Below are 17,590 nucleotides of genomic sequence, written 5' to 3'. Positions count from 1 at the left end.
CTACAATCACCAGTGACTTTGTAACTATTTCTGTCGAGCAGATTATGCAACGCGACGCACTCCTGACTCAGGATGAGCTGGATTTTATCCAGACCATGCAACACAACCCGCAACTCAATGTGCGGGATGCGACGTCGAGCCTGCTCGTCAACGGTGGTTCGCAGATCCGTGACCTGCTCACGCGCCTTGCCGCTCATGAGCAAGTCACCATCCAGGCCAACTTCGAAAATCAGCAAATGACCTTCCCGCTGCACCTGGTGGAAGACGAGTTTCATGCGCTGCATTTACGCCTCGGCGTCCCCAGCATCTATGAAGACGGACCGATGGTCCGGCCATGGCGCCTGGTACTCGAAGAACCGGTAGCGCTGGAGAATGCCAATGGCCAGCCCGGTACGATGTGGGTGCACGAAGTGTCGTTCAAAGGGGTCTTGCTGGAAGTTCGCAACAAGACCAAGCCGCCAAAGCATTTCGCCTTGTGGTTCAGCCCGTCTGGCTACGAGCGCATCGCGTTGCGCGGCACCTTCGAGAAAGAAACCGAGAGCGGCTTCTTTGCCTATCAGTTGAATCAGGGTGACAAGGACGAAACCGAGCGTCTGCGCCAGTACATCCTTCAACAGCATCGGCTGACGCATCCGGCCATGCATCTCTGATTCAAGTGTCCAGGTTGCCTGTCAGGAACTGTTTCAAACGCTGACGCATGACCAATCCTTCGTTACCCAGACATCCAATCGACGATCCAGCCAGGCTTTCCTGCACCAGATCGGACGCATCCCCCGCCAGCATCAACTGACAATCCAGGCTCAAGGCCAGGCGCTTCAATCGCCGTGGCAACTCGGGCGCAGGCGCGTGATTGGAAAACAGCACCAGCGCCTGGGGCTTGACCCGTTCGCAGACCAGGGCCAATTCGTCGAATGGCTGACCGATAGCCAGCACTTGAATAGCCGAATCGACACTGCTCAGAAACAGCGCCGCTACCAGCACTTCGAGTTCACGACACTGATCGTTCAAGGCGCAGACAATCACCCGTCGCGGCTGCATGACACGCACCAGCAGCAGGCGTTGCAACACTCGAGAACGCAGAAAACCATCCAGGAAAAACCACTCGCTGGCCTGACCGAACGCTTCATGGCGCTGCAGCAATTGCTTCCAGAGTGGAAGCAGAATGTCCTGAAACACGACAGTCAGGGGATAACTGGAAAAGATCTGTCCATAGACCTGCTCCAGTTGAACCTCGTCAAAGGCATTCACCGCCACCTGAACCTGTTGCTTCCATTGCGTGTAGTCAGCGTGTACGAGTTCATTCGGGATGATGTGCGACAGGGCCTGAAGCGGGGCAGTCCTGGCCAGTATCTTGCCGACTTTACTGACAGCAACGCCGCGTTCGATCCAGCGGATGATGCTGCGGACCCGATCGATATCGGTCATCGAATACAGTCGGTGCCCACCTTCGGTGCGCGTGGGCTGTATCAGTCCATAGCGGCGCTCCCATGCGCGTAGCGTGACCGGGTTGACCTTGGTCAGGCGCGCCACTTCGCGAATCGGAAACAGCTCTTCCTGTTCGAGAGGAGTTTCGGGCTGCATTACACGGACAACGTCAGTTGGCACAGGCATTTTATAATTCTACGTCCATGTATAAATTGGATCCCATTCTACCTCCGCTGCCCCCATACCATTCAAGACGTTGATGGCGACGAATGTCACTGACGTTCCAGGCAGAATCAGGAATAATCCTTGCTTGTTCCAAGACGCAGCCCACCACCCCGGCGCTGCGCCTGGCGAAACTCCTATCCGGAGCGACGCGATTGTCATACGGAGATACAAAATGTCTACTTCACCCGTCACGCTGATGGTTGCGCGCCGCGTCGCCGATGGGCGTTATCAAGACCTGATCGCCTGGTTGCGCGAAGGCGAACAACTGGCCACCGATTTTCCCGGCTACCTCGGTTCTGGCGTGCTCGCTCCGCCGCCCGACGATGACGAATTCCAGATTATTTTCCGCTTTGCCGACGAGCAGACGCTGCACGCCTGGGAGCACTCTGTATCGCGCACCGCATGGCTGGCACGCGGCAGCGACTTGTTTGCCCATCCAACGGAACATCGTGTCAGCGGCATCGAAGGCTGGTTCGGCGCGGCCGGCCAGCGACCACCACGCTGGAAACAGGCCGTGGCAATCTGGTTGGCATTCTTTCCGGTTTCCCTGCTGTTCAACTTTATCCTCGGGCCGTTGCTGAGCGACATGGGTCTGCTGAGCCGGGTGTTCATCAGCACCTTGTGCCTGACCCCGCTGATGGTCTACTTCTTCATTCCGCTGTCGACCCGCCTGCTGGCCAACTGGCTGAACACCGCTGCGACCCGACGTTTGCCCGCCGAGCCCTCCACCCAAAACCACTGATCCCCATGTGGGAGCGAGCTTGCTCCGGGCGGAGATCCGACGATGAGGCCATAACATTCAACATCTTTGTTGGCTGTGATACCGCCATCGCGAGCAAGCTCGCTCCCACAGAGGAAGCCCCACGGTAGGTGAATGCCGCCGCGCGCTGGTATAGTTTTGCTCTTACCGCGACGCGAGCCGTTCATGACCTTTTTCGTAGCCCCAATCCTCATCACCGGTGCCGGCCAACGTGTCGGCCTGCACTGTGCGCAGCGTTTGCTCGAGGATGGCCAGCCGGTGATCTTCAGCTACCGCAGTGAACGCCCCGGCGTGCAAGTTCTGCGCGACCTGGGGGCGACCGCGGTGTGTGCCGACTTCTCCACTGAAGCCGGAATCTTCGCGTTCATCAGCGAACTGAAAAACCACACCGACAGTCTGCGGGCGATTGTCCATAATGCCTCCGAATGGTTGGCCGAAACCCCGGACACCGACGCCACCGCCTTCACCCGCATGTTCAACGTACACATGCTGGCGCCCTACCTGATCAATCTGCATTGTGCCGACTTGCTGCAACGCTCAAGCCCGGCGGACATCGTGCACATCAGCGATGACGTAACCCGCAAGGGCAGCAGCAAGCACATTGGCTACTGCGCCAGCAAAGCCGGGCTCGACAGCCTCACCCTGTCCTTCGCCGCGAAATACGCGCCGACAATCAAGGTCAACGGTATCGCCCCAGCCCTGCTAATGTTCAACCCCGACGACGACGCGGCGTACCGCGCCAAGGCACTGGCCAAGTCCGCGCTGGGTATCGAACCCGGATGCGAAGTGATCTACCAGAGCCTGCGTTATTTGCTCGACAACCCTTATGTCACCGGCACGACCCTGACCGTCAACGGCGGACGGCACATCAAATAAGCGGCCCCCGCGAGGATGTTCCATGACGTTATCCCTGTCCCAGAGCTACCGCGAGATCCTCATCGGCCTTGGTGAAAACCCCGACCGCGAGGGCCTGCAAGACACCCCGGTTCGCGCGGCAAAAGCCATGCAGTACCTCTGCCATGGTTACGAGCAAAGTGTCGAAGAGATCGTCAACGGCGCGCTGTTCGCTTCCGATGCCGATGAAATGATCATCGTCGACAACATCGAGCTGTACTCGCTCTGCGAACATCACATGCTGCCCTTCATCGGCAAGGCGCATGTGGCTTATATTCCAACGGGCAAGGTGCTGGGCCTGTCGAAGATTGCACGACTGGTGGACATGTTCGCCCGTCGCCTGCAAATCCAGGAAAACCTCACCCGGCAAATCGCCGACGCGGTGCAGCAAGTGACCGGTGCGGCGGGCGTCGCGGTGGTCATCGAAGCCAAGCACATGTGCATGATGATGCGCGGCGTCGAGAAACAGAATTCGACCATGAACACCTCGGTGATGCTCGGCGCCTTCCGCGAGTCGAGCAACACCCGACAGGAGTTCCTGCAATTGATTGGACGGAGCAAGTAGCAATGCCACAACTTCAACCAGGAACGGCACGCATCCGGGTCAAGGACCTGTGCCTGCGGACCTTCATCGGGATCAACGAGGATGAAATCCTCAACAAGCAGGATGTACTGATCAACCTGACCATCCTGTATGCCGCTCAAGAAGCGGTGCGTGACAACGACATCGATCACGCGCTGAATTACCGCACCATCACCAAGGCAATCATCGCCCATGTGGAAGGCAATCGCTTCGCCCTGCTCGAGCGCCTGACTCAGGAAATTCTCGATCTGGTCATGGCCAACGAGTCGGTGTTGTACGCCGAGGTCGAAGTCGACAAGCCCCACGCCCTGCGATTCGCCGAGTCGGTGTCGATTACCCTGGCCGCGAGCCGCTGACCGCGTCTGGCGCATTGTTCGCCAGGCTTTTATCATCCGCGCCACGATTTGATTGCACAGAGCCCCGCCATGAACGACCAACAACGCCTGGAACTCGAAGCCGCCGCCTTTCGCCGGCTGGTCGCCCACCTGGACAGCCGCAAGGATGTGCAGAACATCGACCTGATGAACCTCTCCGGTTTCTGCCGCAACTGCCTGTCCAAGTGGTACAAGGCCGCTGCCGACGAACGCCAGATCGAGGTCAGCCTCGATGACGCCCGCGAAGTGGTTTACGGCATGCCGTACGCCGAGTGGAAAGCCCAATACCAGCAAGAAGCCAACGCCGAACAACAAGCGGCGTTCGCCAAAGGAAAACCCAATGAGTGATTTGAACACCCTGCGCGCCAGCCTCAAGAGCGGCGAACACGTTTTTGCCGACACCCTGGCGTTCATCGCCGCCGGCTACGACTATCAGCCTCAGGCTTTCAACAACGGCGGCGTGGAAAACGCAGCCGGGCAGAATGAAGGCTCGTGCAAGACCCTGGGTCTGGCGCTGCTGGAAGGCTTGAGCGATGAAGAAGCGCTGTTGGCGTTCGGCGAGCATTACCGTTCGGTGGTGGCGACGCCTGAAGGCAGCGATCACGGCAATATCCGCGCGTTGATTGCTCATGGATTAGCCGGTGTGAAGTTCTCGCAGCAACCGCTGACTCGCCGCTGACTCAAAATCAAAAGATCGCAGCCTCGTTTCACTCGACAGCTCCTACAGCGAAATACAATCCCTGTAGGAGCTGTCGAGTGAAACGAGGCTGCGATCTTTTGACCTTCACCGCACATCCCGACTTTTAAGATTGACCCGGCAACTTTATTTCGTTTGCCGGGCACCGCTGCTCACGGCTTAGATAAAAAGAAGCATCCCTTCTTCAGAGTCGGTCATCCATGAGCAGCGTAACCATCAGCCAGTCGATCAACATCGTTCATCCCGTCACGCTCAGCCACGGCAAAAATGCCGAGGTCTGGGACACCGATGGCAAACGCTACATCGACTTCGTCGGCGGCATCGGTGTATTGAACCTCGGCCATTGCCATCCGCGCATCGTCGAGGCCATTCGCGAACAAGCCACCCGGCTGACCCACTACGCGTTCAACGCCGCCCCGCATATGCCCTACATCGAACTGATGGATCGTCTTACCGCGTTTATTCCAGTGGACTACCCGGTCAGCGGCATGCTCACCAACAGCGGTGCGGAAGCGGCGGAAAACGCCCTGAAGATCGTGCGTGGTGCCACCGGTCGCACGGCCGTCATTGCCTTCGACGGCGCCTTCCACGGCCGCACCCTCGCCACGCTCAACCTCAACGGCAAAGTCGCGCCCTACAAACAGAAAGTCGGCGTGCTGCCGGGTCCGGTTTATCACCTGCCCTTCCCGAGCAAGGACAACGGCGTGACCTGCGCCGAGGCCCTGAAAGCCATGGACCGCCTCTTCAGCGTCGAGATCGACGTCGATGACGTCGCCTGTTTTATCGTCGAACCGGTGCAGGGCGAATCGGGTTTCCTGACGCTGGACGTGGAGTTCGCCCAAGCGCTACGTCGCTTCTGTGATAAAAAAAACATCCTGCTGATCGCTGATGAAATCCAGTCCGGCTTCGGTCGCACCGGCCAGCGCTTTGCATTTTCGCGACTGGGCATTGAGCCGGACCTGATTCTGCTGGGCAAAAGCATCGCCGGCGGTGTGCCGCTGGGTGCGGTGGTCGGGCGCAAGTCGCTGCTCGACACCTTGCCCAAGGGCGGACTGGGCGGCACCTATTCAGGCAACCCGATTGCCTGCGCCGCAGCACTGGCAACCCTGGACGAGATGACCGATGCGAACCTGCACGCCTGGGGCTCGCAACAGGAAGAAGCCATCGTCAGCCGCTATGAGGCCTGGCGCGCCAACAAGCTTTCCCCGTTTCTGGGCCGCTTGACCGGCGTTGGCGCGATGCGCGGTATCGAACTGATCAATCCCGACGGCACACCCGCCTCAGCGCAGTTGACCCAATTGCTGGCCCTGGCCCGCGACGCCGGTTTACTGCTGATGCCCAGCGGCAAGTCGCGCCACATCATTCGGCTGCTGGCACCACTGACTACTGAGGCAGCGGTGCTGGAGGAAGGGCTGGATATCCTCGAGGCTTGCCTGGCGAAGCTTTCCTGAAAAGCAAACTACGATCAGGGACTGACATAGCGAATTATGTTCGCTTGTAGTCCCCGATTTTGCGTCGCAATACTGGCCAAATACCCCTTTTACCAAGCGAGATCACTACCACCTACAAGCCTGAGGCATTCATGTATCACGACAATATAATTTATAAAAAAAAGTCCAATGATCCTCAATTCCTGCTTGGCGTAGCCGTGGTGCTGTTTCTCGGCTCCTACCTGATGAACCTGGGTAACAGCGCCCTCAGTCATTTCCTGCATCCGCTGCTGGGCAATGCCCCGGACAGCCTGACTGCTCGCAATATCGCCATCGGCCTGGCGATTGCCGCACTGGGCACGCTGAACTTTCACGTCCTCGGACGCTTGAAATTCAAAGTGCAGACCACCGTGGTATGGATCGAACTGCTGATCCTGTTTCTGGCGTTCTTCGACACATTCGACCTTTCCTACAGCTTCATCCTCGACAAGATCGGTTTCCTGATCATCCAGGGCGCCGCGACCACGCTGTACATCTCCGCCGTGGCGATCGTGATTGCCTTCGTGCTTGCGTTGATCGGTGCCGTGGCCAAGCTGTCGAACAACGGCTTGGCCAACGCCATCGCCTCGTTCTACACCTCGTTCTTTCGCGGTGTTCCGCTGCTGATCCAGATCTACCTGATTTACCTCGGACTGCCGCAACTGGGTTATGTGGTGGACGCAGTGCCGGCCGGCATCCTCGCGTTGTCGCTGTGCTACGGCGCCTACATGACCGAGATTTTTCGTGCGGGCATCCAGAGCATTCCGGTGGGTCAGTGGGAAGCCTCACGAGCCCTGGGCATTAGCCCGTTCAAGACCCTGAGCCGGGTGATCATGCCGCAAGCCTTGCGGGTGATCATCCCGCCCACCGGCAACCAGTTCATCGCCATGCTCAAGGACAGTTCGCTGGTGTCGGTGATCGGCGTCTGGGAATTGATGTACCTGGCCAAGACCCAGGGCCGAGCGGATTTTCGCCACCTGGAAATGCTGATCACCGCCGCGATGATTTACTGGGCCCTGTCGTTCATCCTCGAACGGGTGCAGGCGCGGATCGAAAAACGGGTCAACCGATCCATCGCAAGGGGCTGATGCGTGATGACTACGGCAGAACGAATCGAACTGGCACCTGTTGCGCAGACCAGTCCTTCGATGATTTCCATCATCGGTTTGAACAAGTGGTACGGCGACTTTCACGCGTTGCGCGATGTCGACCTGAACGTCGCCGCCGGCGAAATCCTGGTGGTGTGCGGACCGTCGGGCTCAGGAAAATCGACGATGATTCGCTGCATCAACCATCTGGAGAATTTCCAGAAAGGCCACATTCAGGTCAACGGCATCACACTCACCAGCGAAGCAGAAAGTGTCAGCGCGGTACGCCGGGAAATCGGCATGGTGTTTCAGAGCTTCAACCTGTTCCCACACTTAAGCGTGATGGACAACCTGACCCTGGCCCCGCAACTGGTGCAAGGCGTGTCGAGCGCCGAGGCGAAAAAACGCGCTCAGGTCTACCTGGAGCGGGTGCGAATTGCCGAGCATGCGCACAAGTACCCGTCGCAACTGTCCGGCGGTCAGCAGCAACGCGTGGCGATTGCCCGGGCGCTGTGCATGAACCCCAAAGTGATGCTGTTCGACGAACCCACCTCGGCCCTCGATCCGGAAATGGTCCACGAAGTGCTGGACGTGATGAGCGAGTTGGCCACCGACGGCATGACCATGATTTGCGTAACCCACGAAATGGGTTTTGCCAGCAAGGTCGCCGACCGCGTGCTGTTCATGGACCAGGGCCAGGTCATCGAACAAGCCACCCCTTCCGAGTTTTTCAACAACCCGCAAACCGAACGCGCACAGAAATTCCTGTCACAGATCATTGGTCACTGAGCACCGCTTTGCCCCTTCATAACAATAACGATAAGTGGAGATGGACATGGTCAGAAAAAAACACGTAATCGCAGCCGCAATGTCGCTGGTGTTCGTCGGCGCCGCCAACGCCGGAGCCGTACTGGACAAAATCCAGAGCAGTAAAACAATGACCGTCGCCACGTCGGCGACCTGGCCACCCCAAGGGTTTATCAACGACAAGAATGAAATCGACGGGTTTGATATCGATGTTTCCAAGGAGATCGCCAAGCGTCTCGGCGTCGAGGTCAAGTTCATTACCCCCGATTGGGACGTGATCACCGCCGGCAAGTGGAACGGGCGCTGGGACATGTCCGTGGGCTCGATGACCGCCACTAAAAGTCGCGCGCGAATTCTCGACTTCCCCGCGACCTACTACTACGTGCCCTACGTGTTTGCGGTTCACAACAAATCCACACTCACCGACCACAAAGCGCTCAATGGCAAAACTATCGGTGTCGAAGGCGGCACCACGTCCGAGGATTACCTGAACCAGGCGCTGGCCATCGAAGCGACGGACCTGCCCCCCGTCACCTACGACGTACAGACCAAAAAGATGAAAACCTATGCCGGCTCCCTTGGACCGTTGGATGACTTGCGACTGGGCGACGGTGTTCGTCTAGACGGCATCCTCACTCAGCGCAGCACGCTGGAAGCGGCCATCAAGAAAAATTACCCGCTGCGTGCGGTCGACAACGGCGTGGTGTTTTACGAACCCCTGGCCATTGCCACCGACAAGGGTGACGCAGAGTTGAAGGCCAAACTCGGTCAAATCATCGGCGAGATGCACAAGGACGGCACGCTGACCAAGCTGTCGACCAAGTGGTACGGCGTGGACTATTCGACCGTCAAGTAACCCCACACCCTGTGGGAGCGAGCTTGCTCGCGATGAGGCCATAACATTCAACATCGATGTTGTGTGTTCGACCGTCATCGCGAGCAAGCTCGCTCCCACAAAAAGCAATTTTTCAAGGATTGACCATGTCCTTCCCCACCACTTGGTATTCCCAAACCTCGCTGCCCCGCGCAGCCAGGCCCGAACTTCGCACTGACGAGACTTGCGACGTCTGCATCATCGGCGCCGGGATCGCGGGCCTTACCGCGGCCCTGGAGCTGACCCGGCGCGGCAAACGCGTGATCATCCTCGAAGCCCGGCAAGTCGCCTGGGGCGCCTCCGGTCGAAATGGCGGCGTGGTCTCGCCGGGCTGGGCTGAAGGGTCGGGAGCGATCCGCAAGAAACTTGGACTGGAACAGGCCAAGGCGCTCTTTCAAATGTCGGTCGAGGGTGTGGAGATTGTCCGCCGCAACATCGCCGAACTGGCATTGTCCGGTTGCGATCCATCCGCCGGTACGATTCGGATCAAGCGTTACGACGACAGTGCTGGTGTGAAAAACCACATCGAGAGCATGCGCCGGGACTTCGGCTATGAACTCAACTACCTCGACACCCCTCAGGTCCGCGAGCGGGCCCACACCCTGCGTTATTTCCAGGGCATCGAGGATCCGAAAGCGCTGCACTTTCACCCGCTGAATTATTGCCTGGGACTGGCCCTAGCCATCGAAGCAGCAGGAGGCCGGATCTTCGAACAATCAAAAATGCTGGCCTGGCATCGCGAAGGCGCCGACAAAATTGTCCAGACCGCTCACGGCACCGTGTGCTGCCAGGACCTGGTGTTCTGCGCCGGCGGTTACGGCGGCCCGGAGTTGCAAAAACTCAGCCGCGCCTACCTGCCCATCGCTACCTATGTGGTGCTGACCGAGCACCTTGGCGACTCGATCAAAAACGTCCTCGACTCCGGCGCCGCGTTCTCCGACGACCGCCGCGCCTCGGACTATTACCGCGTGGTCGAAGGCGACCGCCTGCTCTGGGGCGGACGCATCACCACCCGCAACGAACAGAACGAAAAGGCCCTCGCCGCCATGCTCAAGGCCGACATGGTGTCGGTCTATCCACAACTGGCCCCGGTCAAAATCGAATTGGCCTGGTCCGGCCTGATGGGTTACTCCACCAACAAGATGCCCAACCTGGGATTGCTCGAATCGGGCGTCTGGGCCTGCACCTCGTTTGGTGGCCATGGCTTGAATACCGGCTCGATTGGCGGCAGGGTCATCGCCGAAGCGGTGTGCGGGGAAAGTGCGCGTTATCAGTTGTTCAAACCGTACTTGCTGGACTGGAACGGCGGGCCGTTCGGGCGGATTGCCGCCAATGCCATCTATCAATCGTTGAAAGTCATGGACTTCGTCCAGGAGCGATTTCGCGGCTGATCGCAATCGACTTCGGCCAATGCAAAAACCTGTGGGAGCGAGCTTGCTCGCGATAGCGGTATGTCAGTCGATATCACTGCTGAATGATAAATGGCTATCGCGAGCAAGCTCGCTCCCACAAGGGCCGGGGTCGGCAATGCATCTTTTATATATGGGCACAAAAAAACCGGCCGAAGCCGGTTTTTTCATTTCAACACAATCAGAACGAAGCGTTCTGCAGGTCGTCAAGGTAACGCTCGGCGTCCAGTGCCGCCATGCAGCCAGCGCCGGCCGAGGTGATGGCCTGACGGTAAACGTGGTCAGCCACGTCACCGGCAGCAAAGATGCCTTCGAGGCTGGTGGCAGTAGCGTTGCCGTCACGGCCGCCCTGCACAACCAGGTAGCCGTCTTTCAAGGTCAGCTGACCTTCGAACAACGACGTGTTCGGGGTGTGGCCGATGGCGATGAACACGCCGTCAACTGTCAGCTCGTCGAAGCTGCCGTCATTGTTCTTCAGGCGGGCACCGGTTACGCCCATGTTGTCGCCCAACACTTCGTCCAGGGTCGAGTTCAGCTTCAGCTCGATTTTGCCTTCGGCAACCCGGGCATTCAGCTTGTCGATCAGGATCTTCTCGGCGCGGAAGGTTTCGCGACGGTGAATCAAGGTCACTTTGCTGGCGATGTTGGCCAGGTACAGCGCTTCTTCCACAGCAGTGTTACCGCCACCCACCACAGCCACTGGCTTGTTGCGATAGAAGAAACCATCGCAGGTCGCGCAGGCCGAAACGCCTTTGCCCATGAACGCTTCTTCCGACGGCAGACCCAGGTAACGAGCGCTGGCGCCGGTGGCAATGATCAGGGCGTCGCAGGTGTAGGTCGCGCTGTCGCCGGTCAGGGTGTACGGCTTGGCAGCGAAGTCCACGGCATTGATGTGATCGAAGACGATTTCGGTTTCAAAGCGCTCGGCGTGCTCTTTCATGCGGTCCATCAGCGCCGGGCCGGTCAGGCCGTGGACGTCGCCAGGCCAGTTATCGACTTCGGTGGTGGTGGTCAGTTGACCGCCGGCTTGCATGCCGGTGATCAGCAGTGGCTTGAGGTTGGCACGGGCGGCATAGACCGCGGCGCTGTAACCGGCAGGGCCGGAACCGAGAATAATCACTCGCGAATGACGGACTTCAGACATGACCTGCTCCTGTTGACCGGCCCGAAACTTCTGGCGCGGAACGCCGGGTTGTCGGCGGGAATAAAAAAGGACCGTTGAAAGCACTTGGGGAAGGCTTGAGCTCGACAGTCCTGTAAAAAGTATGGGGTGCAGCGTATCGAGGGGGCGAAGATTAAGGAAATACGGTTTAACAATCCAGCTCATAGGCGGTCTCTATCCCATCACGATGGATACATAGGCGCCTTTGTTACAGTTAATGTCGATGCTGCTACCGCGCTTTCGCCTGTCAGGCAAAGCCGGTAAGGTCGGCGCGTTTCCCCTTTGCTCGGAGCACGTTATGCCCGCCCCCGTTCTGTCCGGCCCGCAATACCTGCGCGAAGGCCTCAAGCTGGTCCTGAGCCCAAGCCTGCGTTTGTTTGTGCTGTTGCCGCTGGTGATCAACCTGGTGCTGTTCGTCGGATTGATCTACCTGGCCAGCCATCAATTCAGCCTGTGGGTCGATACGTTGATGCCGTCCCTGCCCGAATGGCTGAGTTTTCTCAGTTATGTCCTCTGGCCGTTGTTCGTGGTGCTGGTGGTGTTAATGGTGTTCTTCACCTTCACCATGCTGGCCAACGTCATCGCCGCGCCATTCAACGGTTTCCTCGCGGAAAAAGTCGAAGTCGTGGTGCGCGGCACTGACGACTTCCCGACCTTCAGCTGGGGCGAACTGATCGCCATGATCCCCCGCACCCTGGCCCGGGAAATGCGCAAGCTCGGCTACTTCCTGCCCCGCGCCATCGGGTTGTTCATCCTCTCGTTCATCCCGGTGGTTAACATCATTGCCGCACCATTGTGGCTGCTGTTCGGGGTGTGGATGATGGCGATCCAGTACATCGACTACCCGGCGGATAACCACAAACTGGGCTGGAACGAGATGCTCGCCTGGCTGCGCGCGAAGCGCTGGCAGAGCATGAGTTTTGGCGGCAGTGTTTATCTGGTGCTGCTGATTCCGGTGGTCAACATTCTGATGATGCCGGCGGCTGTGGCGGGGGCGACGTTGTTCTGGGTGCGTGAACGCGGCGCAGAAGCCATTGTGGTGGAGAGACGCTGAAAGGCGACCTCCACCACCGTGGGTTATTTCAATGGTGGATAATCCACACCCCGAAAAGAGTCATCGCCCAAAGCAGCACCCCTGGAATCATGAACAGGCAGTTCAACGCGGTGAAACGCGAATTGGTCAGTGCCTGCGGATCATTGGCAGCGAAGTTGATCATCGGCTGGCTTTTGCTCACCACAAAGGCCCTCAACGGGATCATCAACAGCAGCCAGCCGCCCAGGAATGCAAAGCCATCCACGCGCCGCACCACGGCATCAAGCAGGTTGGCACCCACCGTCAGCACCACGAAAACGGTCGCCCACTGCTCAAAGTCCCACTCAAAGGTGCGACCGCTGCCCTGAATTTTTTCATTCGCTCGACGATACAACTGATGAATGAAAAAAATGCACAACAGGCCACGTGCCCATGGCCAGATGTCCGCCTGAGTCGATTGTTTGTACAGGCTCCAGTTCTTAAACGACCAGTAATAGAAATACAGGCCGAATGTGAGGGTGGCCAGGATCATGAGCTTACGTGGCGAAACGACATAAAACTCGTAGGGCCGCTCAACAACCGGCTCCAGCTCTGCCAGTGGCGGCGCATAAACATTTTCGGACACGATCGCTTCCTTGTTGAGTGTGTTCAGCCAAGGTTAACGACCTGCCCCCCGGAAAATTGAGAGAGCGGCGAAAAAAACATCGTCACAAATCCATCATCCCCCCGTCACAACGGCGACATGACCTCAGCCGACACTGAGGTCATGACGACAGCTCTGCATATCACTCTGATCACCGAAACCTTCCCTCCCGAAATCAACGGAGTAGCCAATACCCTCGGCCGCTTGTGCGACGGCTTGCGCGCGCGCGGGCATCAGGTGGAATTGGTGCGACCGCGGCAGGGTTGCGATCAGCAGTTGGGCAGCGACGATGCGTTGTTGCTATGTCGGGGCTGGCCGCTGCCGGGTTATCCCGGCTTGCAATGGGGTCAGTCGTCGATGCACAAGTTGCTGCGGCGCTGGAAGCGTCATCGCCCGGACGTGCTGTACATCGCCACTGAAGGACCGCTGGGATTGTCCGCGTTGCGCGCGGCACGGCGCTTGGGGATTTCCGTGGTCAGCGGCTTTCACACTAATTTCCAGCAGTACTCCAGTCAGTATGGGCTTGGACTGCTGACGCGATTGCTGACCCACTACCTGCGCTGGTTTCATAATCGTTCGACGCTGACCCTTGTGCCGAGCGTGAGCCAAAGAATGGAACTGGAGCGCCGGCATTTCGAGCGCCTGGCGTTGCTGTCGCGTGGGGTCGACAGCCAGTTGTTTCACCCGACCAAGCGGATTAACGCCTTGCGTGAGAGCTGGGGGTTGGGTAGCGACGACATCGCTGTCATCCACGTAGGACGTCTGGCACCGGAGAAAAATCTGGGCCTGCTCAAGCGCTGCTTCGACGCACTGAAAGCCACTTATCCACAGCGCAACATTCAGTTGATTGTGATCGGCGACGGTCCGCAACGAGCGGCATTTGAGAAAGAACTGCCCGAGGCGATTTTCTGTGGCTCACAACGCGGCGAAGCCTTGGCCAGTCACTATGCGTCGGGAGATGTGTTTCTGTTTCCAAGCCTGACCGAAACCTTCGGCAATGTCGTGCTTGAGGCGCTGGCCTCGGGACTGGGTGTGGTGGCCTACGATCAGGCAGCAGCGGCTCAGCACATCCGCCATAGCTACAACGGCGTACTCGCGATGCCGGGGGACGAAGAGGCGTTCTGCGATGCGGCGTGTTGGCTGTTGGAAGAGCGCGAAACCTTGCGCTGCGTGCGGCTTAATGCGCGTCAGCATGCGAGTCGCCAAGGGTGGGCAGCGATTATCGAACAGTTTGAAGGGCAGTTGCGCGGGGCTTGTGTTGTGGAGCAGGTGGTTCCTGGCGCAGCGACCTTACCCTGAATCCTCGGTGACATTGAGTCAGTCTTCGCGAGCAAGCCCGCTCCCACATTCGACCGAGTTTCTACATGCAGAATACGGTTAATTGTGGGAGCGGGCTTGCTCGCGAAGGCGTCAGTCAAGGCGCCGCTTAAACCAGGGTCATCAACGCCTCACGACTGAACGGCAGGATGTCTTCTTCACGGCCGTCACGCACTTTCTGCGCCCAGTCCGGGTCCACCAGCAACGCACGACCTACCGCCACCAGGTCGAACTCATCATTGTTCAAACGCTCCAGCAGTTTTTCCAGGCTGGCCGGCTGCGCAATCTTGTCGGTGTTGACCATGAACTGCAGGAACTCGCCATCCAGGCCGACGCTGCCCACGGTGATGGTCGGTTTACCGGTGAGTTTGCGAGTCCAGCCGGCCAGGTTCAGCTCGGAACCGTCGAACTCCGGTTCCCAGAAACGGCGCGTCGAGCAGTGGAAAATATCCACGCCGGCGTCGGACAACGGCTTGAGGAACTCGCCCAGTGCTTCCGGGGTTTGTACCAGACGCGCGGTGTAATCCTGCTGCTTCCATTGAGAGAAACGGAAAATAATCGGGAAGCCTTCGCCGACCGCTGCACGCACCGCCTGGATCAGTTCAATGGCGAAACGCGAACGGTTGGCCAGGTTGCCGCCGTATTCGTCAGTGCGCTGGTTGCTGCCTTCCCAGAAGAACTGGTCCACGAGGTAGCCGTGGGCACCATGAATTTCCACGCCGTCCATGCCGATGCTCTGGGCATCTTGGGCGGCCTGGGCAAATGCGGCGATCACGTCCTGGATATCTTGCTGGGTCATGCCGTGAACCACGACCTGACCGTCCTTCAATTTCTCCGACGGACCGTAACCCGGCACGCTGGCGTCCGGCTCGGTGCCGATGCGGCGCACGCTGCCGACATGCCACAGCTGAGGAACGATCTTGCCGCCTTCAGCGTGAACCGCGTCGACCACTTTCTTCCAGCCGGCCAGCGCCGCTTCGCCGTAGAAATGCGGCACATTCGGGTAACCGTTGGAAGCCTTGTGGCCGACGGTGGTGCCTTCGGTGATGATCAAGCCAACGCCTGCAGCGGCGCGACGACGGTAGTACTCGATCACTTTGGAATTGGGAACGCCACCCGGCGAAAACGAGCGGGTCATCGGCGCCATGACGACGCGGGTCGGCAGTTCGAGAGTGCCGAGGTGGAACGGTTTGAACAGGGCTTTGACGGGCATGGGACGCTCCACGGGACATAGACTTTATGACGGCGATAATATGGAGAGTGCCAAGCATTGAACAGCACTATTGATTTAAGTGATTAAGGGTTAGAAACGAAAAGATCGCAGCCTTCGGCAGCTCCTACGGGTGTACTCATTCCCCTGTAGGAGATGCCGAAGGCTGCGATCTTTTGATCTTTCTCTTTAGCTCAGGGCTTTTTCGATCGCATGAACGACAGACGGATCATCCGGCGCCGTGCGCGGCGAGAACCGCGCCAGCACGCGACCATCCTTGCCCAGCAGGAATTTTTCGAAGTTCCAGGTAATGTCACCCGGGAATTCAGCACCCTCGCCCGCCAGCAGACGGTACAGCTGATGACGATCATGACCGTTGACTTCCAGCTTGCTGGACAACGGAAAACTCACGCCGTAGTTGAGGCTGCAAAACTCCTGAATCTCTTGCTCGGTACCCGGTTCCTGCCCGGCAAACTGGTTGCACGGCAGGCCGAGTACGCTGAAACCTTTGTCCTTGTATTGCTGGTAAAGGTTTTCCAGCGCCGCGTACTGTGGGGTCAAGCCGCATTTGGAGGCAACGTTGACCACCAGCACGACACGCCCCTTGAAAGGCGCCAGCGGTAGCTCCTGACCATCCAGGGCTGTCAATTTAAGGTCGTGAAAAGCACTCATGACGAACTCCAAATTCCCGTGTTCTTCTCGAAACAGCCACTTGGCGGTGTCACCAGGGACAGCCGCGGACTAAAAAGGCGCCCCTCGGGCGCCTCTCCAGTTCTCGAAAGCTTAGCGCAGAAAATCAGTGGTGATGGCCACCTTCGCCATGGACGTGACCATGAGCGATTTCTTCCTGGCTGGCATCACGGATGTCGATGATCTTGACCTGGAAATTCAGGCGCTGACCAGCCAACGGGTGGTTGCCGTCGACGGTGACATCGTCGCCGTCCAGATCGCGAATGGTGACGATCTGCATCTGGCCGTCCGGAGCGGATGCGTGGAACTGCATACCCACTTCCAGCTCGTCGACGCCTTCGAACATGCTGCGGCTCAAGGTGCTGACCAGTTCGGCAGCGTATTCGCCGTAGGCATCTTCAGGTTCTACGGCGACAGTCAGTTCGTCACCGACTGTTTTGCCTTCCAAAGCCTTTTCCAGGCCCGGAATGATGTTACCTGCGCCTTGCAGGTAGACCAGCGGCGCGCCGCCGGCGGAGCTGTCGATGACCTCACCAGCGTCGTTGGTCAGGGTATAGTCGATGGAGACAGCCTTATTGGCGGCGATCAGCATGGGGCGAGACCTTTTGCATAAGAATGAAGAATGGCCAAGTTTAGCGAAGCAATCGCCCGAAAGCGAACACAACCCGGACAGACGGGTGGCGGCGAAAGGCTCAACGGTCACAGGCTTCCATCAGGATGAGGACGGGCACTGGGTGGCCGAGCTTTCCTGCGGTCACACCCAGCACCTTCGCCACCAGCCACCGTGGCAATCGCGCGCCTGGGTCCTGGACCCCGCGCAACGTATTGAAAAAATAGGCCAGCCCTTTGATTGCGGTTGGTGCGCACAAGGCTCGGTTAGCGATAACCTTGGCGACTGAATTTCGGTAAACGGCCAGACATAGGTCGTCA

At 58.5% G+C, this 17,590-nt stretch carries 21 protein-coding genes; 15 read left to right on the top strand and 6 right to left on the bottom strand.

Going from position 1 to position 17,590, the window contains the following annotated elements; genetic code table 11:
• Positions 1 to 44 precede the first annotated feature (44 nt).
• A complete protein-coding gene (locus ACMXYH_RS05575; protein WP_129438411.1) occupies positions 45 to 650 on the top strand; it encodes a hypothetical protein in 606 nt (201 codons plus the stop codon).
• A 1-nt stretch (position 651) separates the two neighbouring features.
• On the opposite strand, the gene ACMXYH_RS05570 is transcribed toward ACMXYH_RS05575, so the two are convergent.
• The gene (locus tag ACMXYH_RS05570) at positions 652 to 1,611 is read right to left on the bottom strand and encodes a MerR family transcriptional regulator (protein WP_415766538.1); all 960 of its coding nucleotides are present in this window, start codon (positions 1,609 to 1,611) and stop codon (positions 652 to 654) included.
• 211 nt (positions 1,612 to 1,822) lie between these two features.
• On the opposite strand from ACMXYH_RS05570, the gene ACMXYH_RS05565 reads away from it, so the two are divergent.
• From ACMXYH_RS05565 to ACMXYH_RS05515, 11 genes are all read left to right on the top strand, one after another.
• Entirely contained in the window at positions 1,823 to 2,392 is a 570-nt protein-coding gene (locus ACMXYH_RS05565; protein WP_129438415.1) for an antibiotic biosynthesis monooxygenase, read from the top strand.
• Positions 2,393 to 2,575: 183 nt separating this feature from the next.
• Positions 2,576 to 3,286 (top strand): dihydromonapterin reductase, encoded by a 711-nt coding sequence (folM, locus tag ACMXYH_RS05560; RefSeq protein WP_415766537.1) that lies wholly within the window; start codon positions 2,576 to 2,578, stop codon positions 3,284 to 3,286.
• A 22-nt stretch (positions 3,287 to 3,308) separates the two neighbouring features.
• Positions 3,309 to 3,869, top strand: a complete 561-nt coding sequence (gene folE, locus ACMXYH_RS05555; protein WP_129438419.1) for a GTP cyclohydrolase I FolE — start codon at positions 3,309 to 3,311, stop codon at positions 3,867 to 3,869.
• A 2-nt stretch (positions 3,870 to 3,871) separates the two neighbouring features.
• On the top strand, positions 3,872 to 4,243 hold the full coding sequence (folX, locus tag ACMXYH_RS05550; protein WP_129438421.1) for a dihydroneopterin triphosphate 2'-epimerase: 372 nt from the start codon (positions 3,872 to 3,874) through the stop codon (positions 4,241 to 4,243).
• Between the two features lie 69 nt (positions 4,244 to 4,312).
• Entirely contained in the window at positions 4,313 to 4,609 is a 297-nt protein-coding gene (locus ACMXYH_RS05545; RefSeq protein ID WP_095129425.1) for a DUF1244 domain-containing protein, read from the top strand.
• Positions 4,602 to 4,940 (top strand): HopJ type III effector protein, encoded by a 339-nt coding sequence (locus ACMXYH_RS05540; RefSeq protein ID WP_033057919.1) that lies wholly within the window; start codon positions 4,602 to 4,604, stop codon positions 4,938 to 4,940. Before ACMXYH_RS05545 ends, ACMXYH_RS05540 begins: the two co-directional genes overlap by 8 nt.
• Positions 4,941 to 5,158: 218 nt before the next feature.
• Entirely contained in the window at positions 5,159 to 6,409 is a 1,251-nt protein-coding gene (locus ACMXYH_RS05535) for a 2-aminoadipate transaminase (protein ID WP_415766536.1), read from the top strand.
• A gap of 131 nt (positions 6,410 to 6,540) precedes the next feature.
• Positions 6,541 to 7,515 carry an amino acid ABC transporter permease gene (locus tag ACMXYH_RS05530; RefSeq protein ID WP_149630575.1) on the top strand — a complete coding sequence of 325 codons (975 nt, stop codon included), beginning with the start codon at positions 6,541 to 6,543 and terminating at the stop codon, positions 7,513 to 7,515.
• 60 nt (positions 7,516 to 7,575) lie between these two features.
• A complete protein-coding gene (locus tag ACMXYH_RS05525) occupies positions 7,576 to 8,304 on the top strand; it encodes an amino acid ABC transporter ATP-binding protein (RefSeq protein ID WP_415767656.1) in 729 nt (242 codons plus the stop codon).
• Between the two features lie 46 nt (positions 8,305 to 8,350).
• Positions 8,351 to 9,178: a transporter substrate-binding domain-containing protein gene (locus ACMXYH_RS05520; protein ID WP_415766535.1), complete on the top strand. Its 828-nt coding sequence runs from the start codon at positions 8,351 to 8,353 to the stop codon at positions 9,176 to 9,178.
• A 125-nt stretch (positions 9,179 to 9,303) separates the two neighbouring features.
• Positions 9,304 to 10,587, top strand: a complete 1,284-nt coding sequence (locus tag ACMXYH_RS05515) for an NAD(P)/FAD-dependent oxidoreductase (RefSeq protein WP_415766534.1) — start codon at positions 9,304 to 9,306, stop codon at positions 10,585 to 10,587.
• Positions 10,588 to 10,786: 199 nt separating this feature from the next.
• On the opposite strand, the gene trxB is transcribed toward ACMXYH_RS05515, so the two are convergent.
• The gene (gene trxB, locus ACMXYH_RS05510; protein WP_129438437.1) at positions 10,787 to 11,749 is read right to left on the bottom strand and encodes a thioredoxin-disulfide reductase; all 963 of its coding nucleotides are present in this window, start codon (positions 11,747 to 11,749) and stop codon (positions 10,787 to 10,789) included.
• A gap of 316 nt (positions 11,750 to 12,065) precedes the next feature.
• Here trxB and cysZ point away from each other — a divergent pair, with 316 nt between their 5' ends.
• The gene (gene cysZ, locus ACMXYH_RS05505; protein ID WP_415766533.1) at positions 12,066 to 12,821 is read left to right on the top strand and encodes a sulfate transporter CysZ; all 756 of its coding nucleotides are present in this window, start codon (positions 12,066 to 12,068) and stop codon (positions 12,819 to 12,821) included.
• A gap of 28 nt (positions 12,822 to 12,849) precedes the next feature.
• Here cysZ and ACMXYH_RS05500 read toward each other — a convergent pair whose 3' ends face one another.
• The gene (locus ACMXYH_RS05500) at positions 12,850 to 13,425 is read right to left on the bottom strand and encodes a hypothetical protein (RefSeq protein WP_415766532.1); all 576 of its coding nucleotides are present in this window, start codon (positions 13,423 to 13,425) and stop codon (positions 12,850 to 12,852) included.
• A 117-nt stretch (positions 13,426 to 13,542) separates the two neighbouring features.
• Here ACMXYH_RS05500 and ACMXYH_RS05495 point away from each other — a divergent pair, with 117 nt between their 5' ends.
• Entirely contained in the window at positions 13,543 to 14,742 is a 1,200-nt protein-coding gene (locus ACMXYH_RS05495) for a glycosyltransferase family 4 protein (protein WP_415766531.1), read from the top strand.
• 127 nt (positions 14,743 to 14,869) lie between these two features.
• Here the strand turns inward: ACMXYH_RS05495 and ACMXYH_RS05490 are convergent, their stop codons facing one another.
• The 3 genes from ACMXYH_RS05490 to ACMXYH_RS05480 form a co-directional block, all read right to left on the bottom strand.
• Positions 14,870 to 15,973: an NADH:flavin oxidoreductase gene (locus ACMXYH_RS05490; protein ID WP_415766530.1), complete on the bottom strand. Its 1,104-nt coding sequence runs from the start codon at positions 15,971 to 15,973 to the stop codon at positions 14,870 to 14,872.
• Between the two features lie 186 nt (positions 15,974 to 16,159).
• A complete protein-coding gene (locus tag ACMXYH_RS05485) occupies positions 16,160 to 16,642 on the bottom strand; it encodes a glutathione peroxidase (protein ID WP_134421995.1) in 483 nt (160 codons plus the stop codon).
• 124 nt (positions 16,643 to 16,766) lie between these two features.
• Positions 16,767 to 17,252 (bottom strand): FKBP-type peptidyl-prolyl cis-trans isomerase, encoded by a 486-nt coding sequence (locus ACMXYH_RS05480; protein ID WP_008150718.1) that lies wholly within the window; start codon positions 17,250 to 17,252, stop codon positions 16,767 to 16,769.
• Between ACMXYH_RS05480 and ACMXYH_RS05475 the strand changes: the two genes are divergently transcribed.
• Positions 17,221 to 17,559, top strand: a complete 339-nt coding sequence (locus ACMXYH_RS05475) for a DUF3565 domain-containing protein (protein ID WP_056742973.1) — start codon at positions 17,221 to 17,223, stop codon at positions 17,557 to 17,559. The two genes, ACMXYH_RS05480 and ACMXYH_RS05475, sit on opposite strands and share 32 nt — an antisense overlap.
• Positions 17,560 to 17,590 lie beyond the last annotated feature (31 nt).

Source organism: Pseudomonas frigoris (genome assembly GCF_047758635.1).
GTDB lineage: Bacteria > Pseudomonadota > Gammaproteobacteria > Pseudomonadales > Pseudomonadaceae > Aquipseudomonas > Aquipseudomonas frigoris.
The sequence above is the reverse complement of the archived record's forward strand: the minus strand, read 5'-3'. Positions and strand labels throughout refer to the sequence as shown.

What these genes read in the sequence shown, in the direction of transcription:
- ACMXYH_RS05575 (WP_129438411.1), top strand. Translation starts at nt 45, where the DNA reads ATGCAACGCGACGCACTCCTGACTCAGGATGAGCTGGATTTTATCCAG.
- ACMXYH_RS05570 (WP_415766538.1), bottom strand. Translation starts at nt 1,611, where the DNA reads ATGCCTGTGCCAACTGACGTTGTCCGTGTAATGCAGCCCGAAACTCCT.
- ACMXYH_RS05565 (WP_129438415.1), top strand. Translation starts at nt 1,823, where the DNA reads ATGTCTACTTCACCCGTCACGCTGATGGTTGCGCGCCGCGTCGCCGAT.
- folM (WP_415766537.1), top strand. Translation starts at nt 2,576, where the DNA reads ATGACCTTTTTCGTAGCCCCAATCCTCATCACCGGTGCCGGCCAACGT.
- folE (WP_129438419.1), top strand. Translation starts at nt 3,309, where the DNA reads ATGACGTTATCCCTGTCCCAGAGCTACCGCGAGATCCTCATCGGCCTT.
- folX (WP_129438421.1), top strand. Translation starts at nt 3,872, where the DNA reads ATGCCACAACTTCAACCAGGAACGGCACGCATCCGGGTCAAGGACCTG.
- ACMXYH_RS05545 (WP_095129425.1), top strand. Translation starts at nt 4,313, where the DNA reads ATGAACGACCAACAACGCCTGGAACTCGAAGCCGCCGCCTTTCGCCGG.
- ACMXYH_RS05540 (WP_033057919.1), top strand. Translation starts at nt 4,602, where the DNA reads ATGAGTGATTTGAACACCCTGCGCGCCAGCCTCAAGAGCGGCGAACAC.
- ACMXYH_RS05535 (WP_415766536.1), top strand. Translation starts at nt 5,159, where the DNA reads ATGAGCAGCGTAACCATCAGCCAGTCGATCAACATCGTTCATCCCGTC.
- ACMXYH_RS05530 (WP_149630575.1), top strand. Translation starts at nt 6,541, where the DNA reads ATGTATCACGACAATATAATTTATAAAAAAAAGTCCAATGATCCTCAA.
- ACMXYH_RS05525 (WP_415767656.1), top strand. Translation starts at nt 7,576, where the DNA reads ATGATTTCCATCATCGGTTTGAACAAGTGGTACGGCGACTTTCACGCG.
- ACMXYH_RS05520 (WP_415766535.1), top strand. Translation starts at nt 8,351, where the DNA reads ATGGTCAGAAAAAAACACGTAATCGCAGCCGCAATGTCGCTGGTGTTC.
- ACMXYH_RS05515 (WP_415766534.1), top strand. Translation starts at nt 9,304, where the DNA reads ATGTCCTTCCCCACCACTTGGTATTCCCAAACCTCGCTGCCCCGCGCA.
- trxB (WP_129438437.1), bottom strand. Translation starts at nt 11,749, where the DNA reads ATGTCTGAAGTCCGTCATTCGCGAGTGATTATTCTCGGTTCCGGCCCT.
- cysZ (WP_415766533.1), top strand. Translation starts at nt 12,066, where the DNA reads ATGCCCGCCCCCGTTCTGTCCGGCCCGCAATACCTGCGCGAAGGCCTC.
- ACMXYH_RS05495 (WP_415766531.1), top strand. Translation starts at nt 13,543, where the DNA reads ATGACCTCAGCCGACACTGAGGTCATGACGACAGCTCTGCATATCACT.
- ACMXYH_RS05490 (WP_415766530.1), bottom strand. Translation starts at nt 15,973, where the DNA reads ATGCCCGTCAAAGCCCTGTTCAAACCGTTCCACCTCGGCACTCTCGAA.
- ACMXYH_RS05485 (WP_134421995.1), bottom strand. Translation starts at nt 16,642, where the DNA reads ATGAGTGCTTTTCACGACCTTAAATTGACAGCCCTGGATGGTCAGGAG.
- ACMXYH_RS05475 (WP_056742973.1), top strand. Translation starts at nt 17,221, where the DNA reads ATGGAGACAGCCTTATTGGCGGCGATCAGCATGGGGCGAGACCTTTTG.
- ACMXYH_RS05480 (WP_008150718.1), bottom strand. Translation starts at nt 17,252, where the DNA reads ATGCTGATCGCCGCCAATAAGGCTGTCTCCATCGACTATACCCTGACC.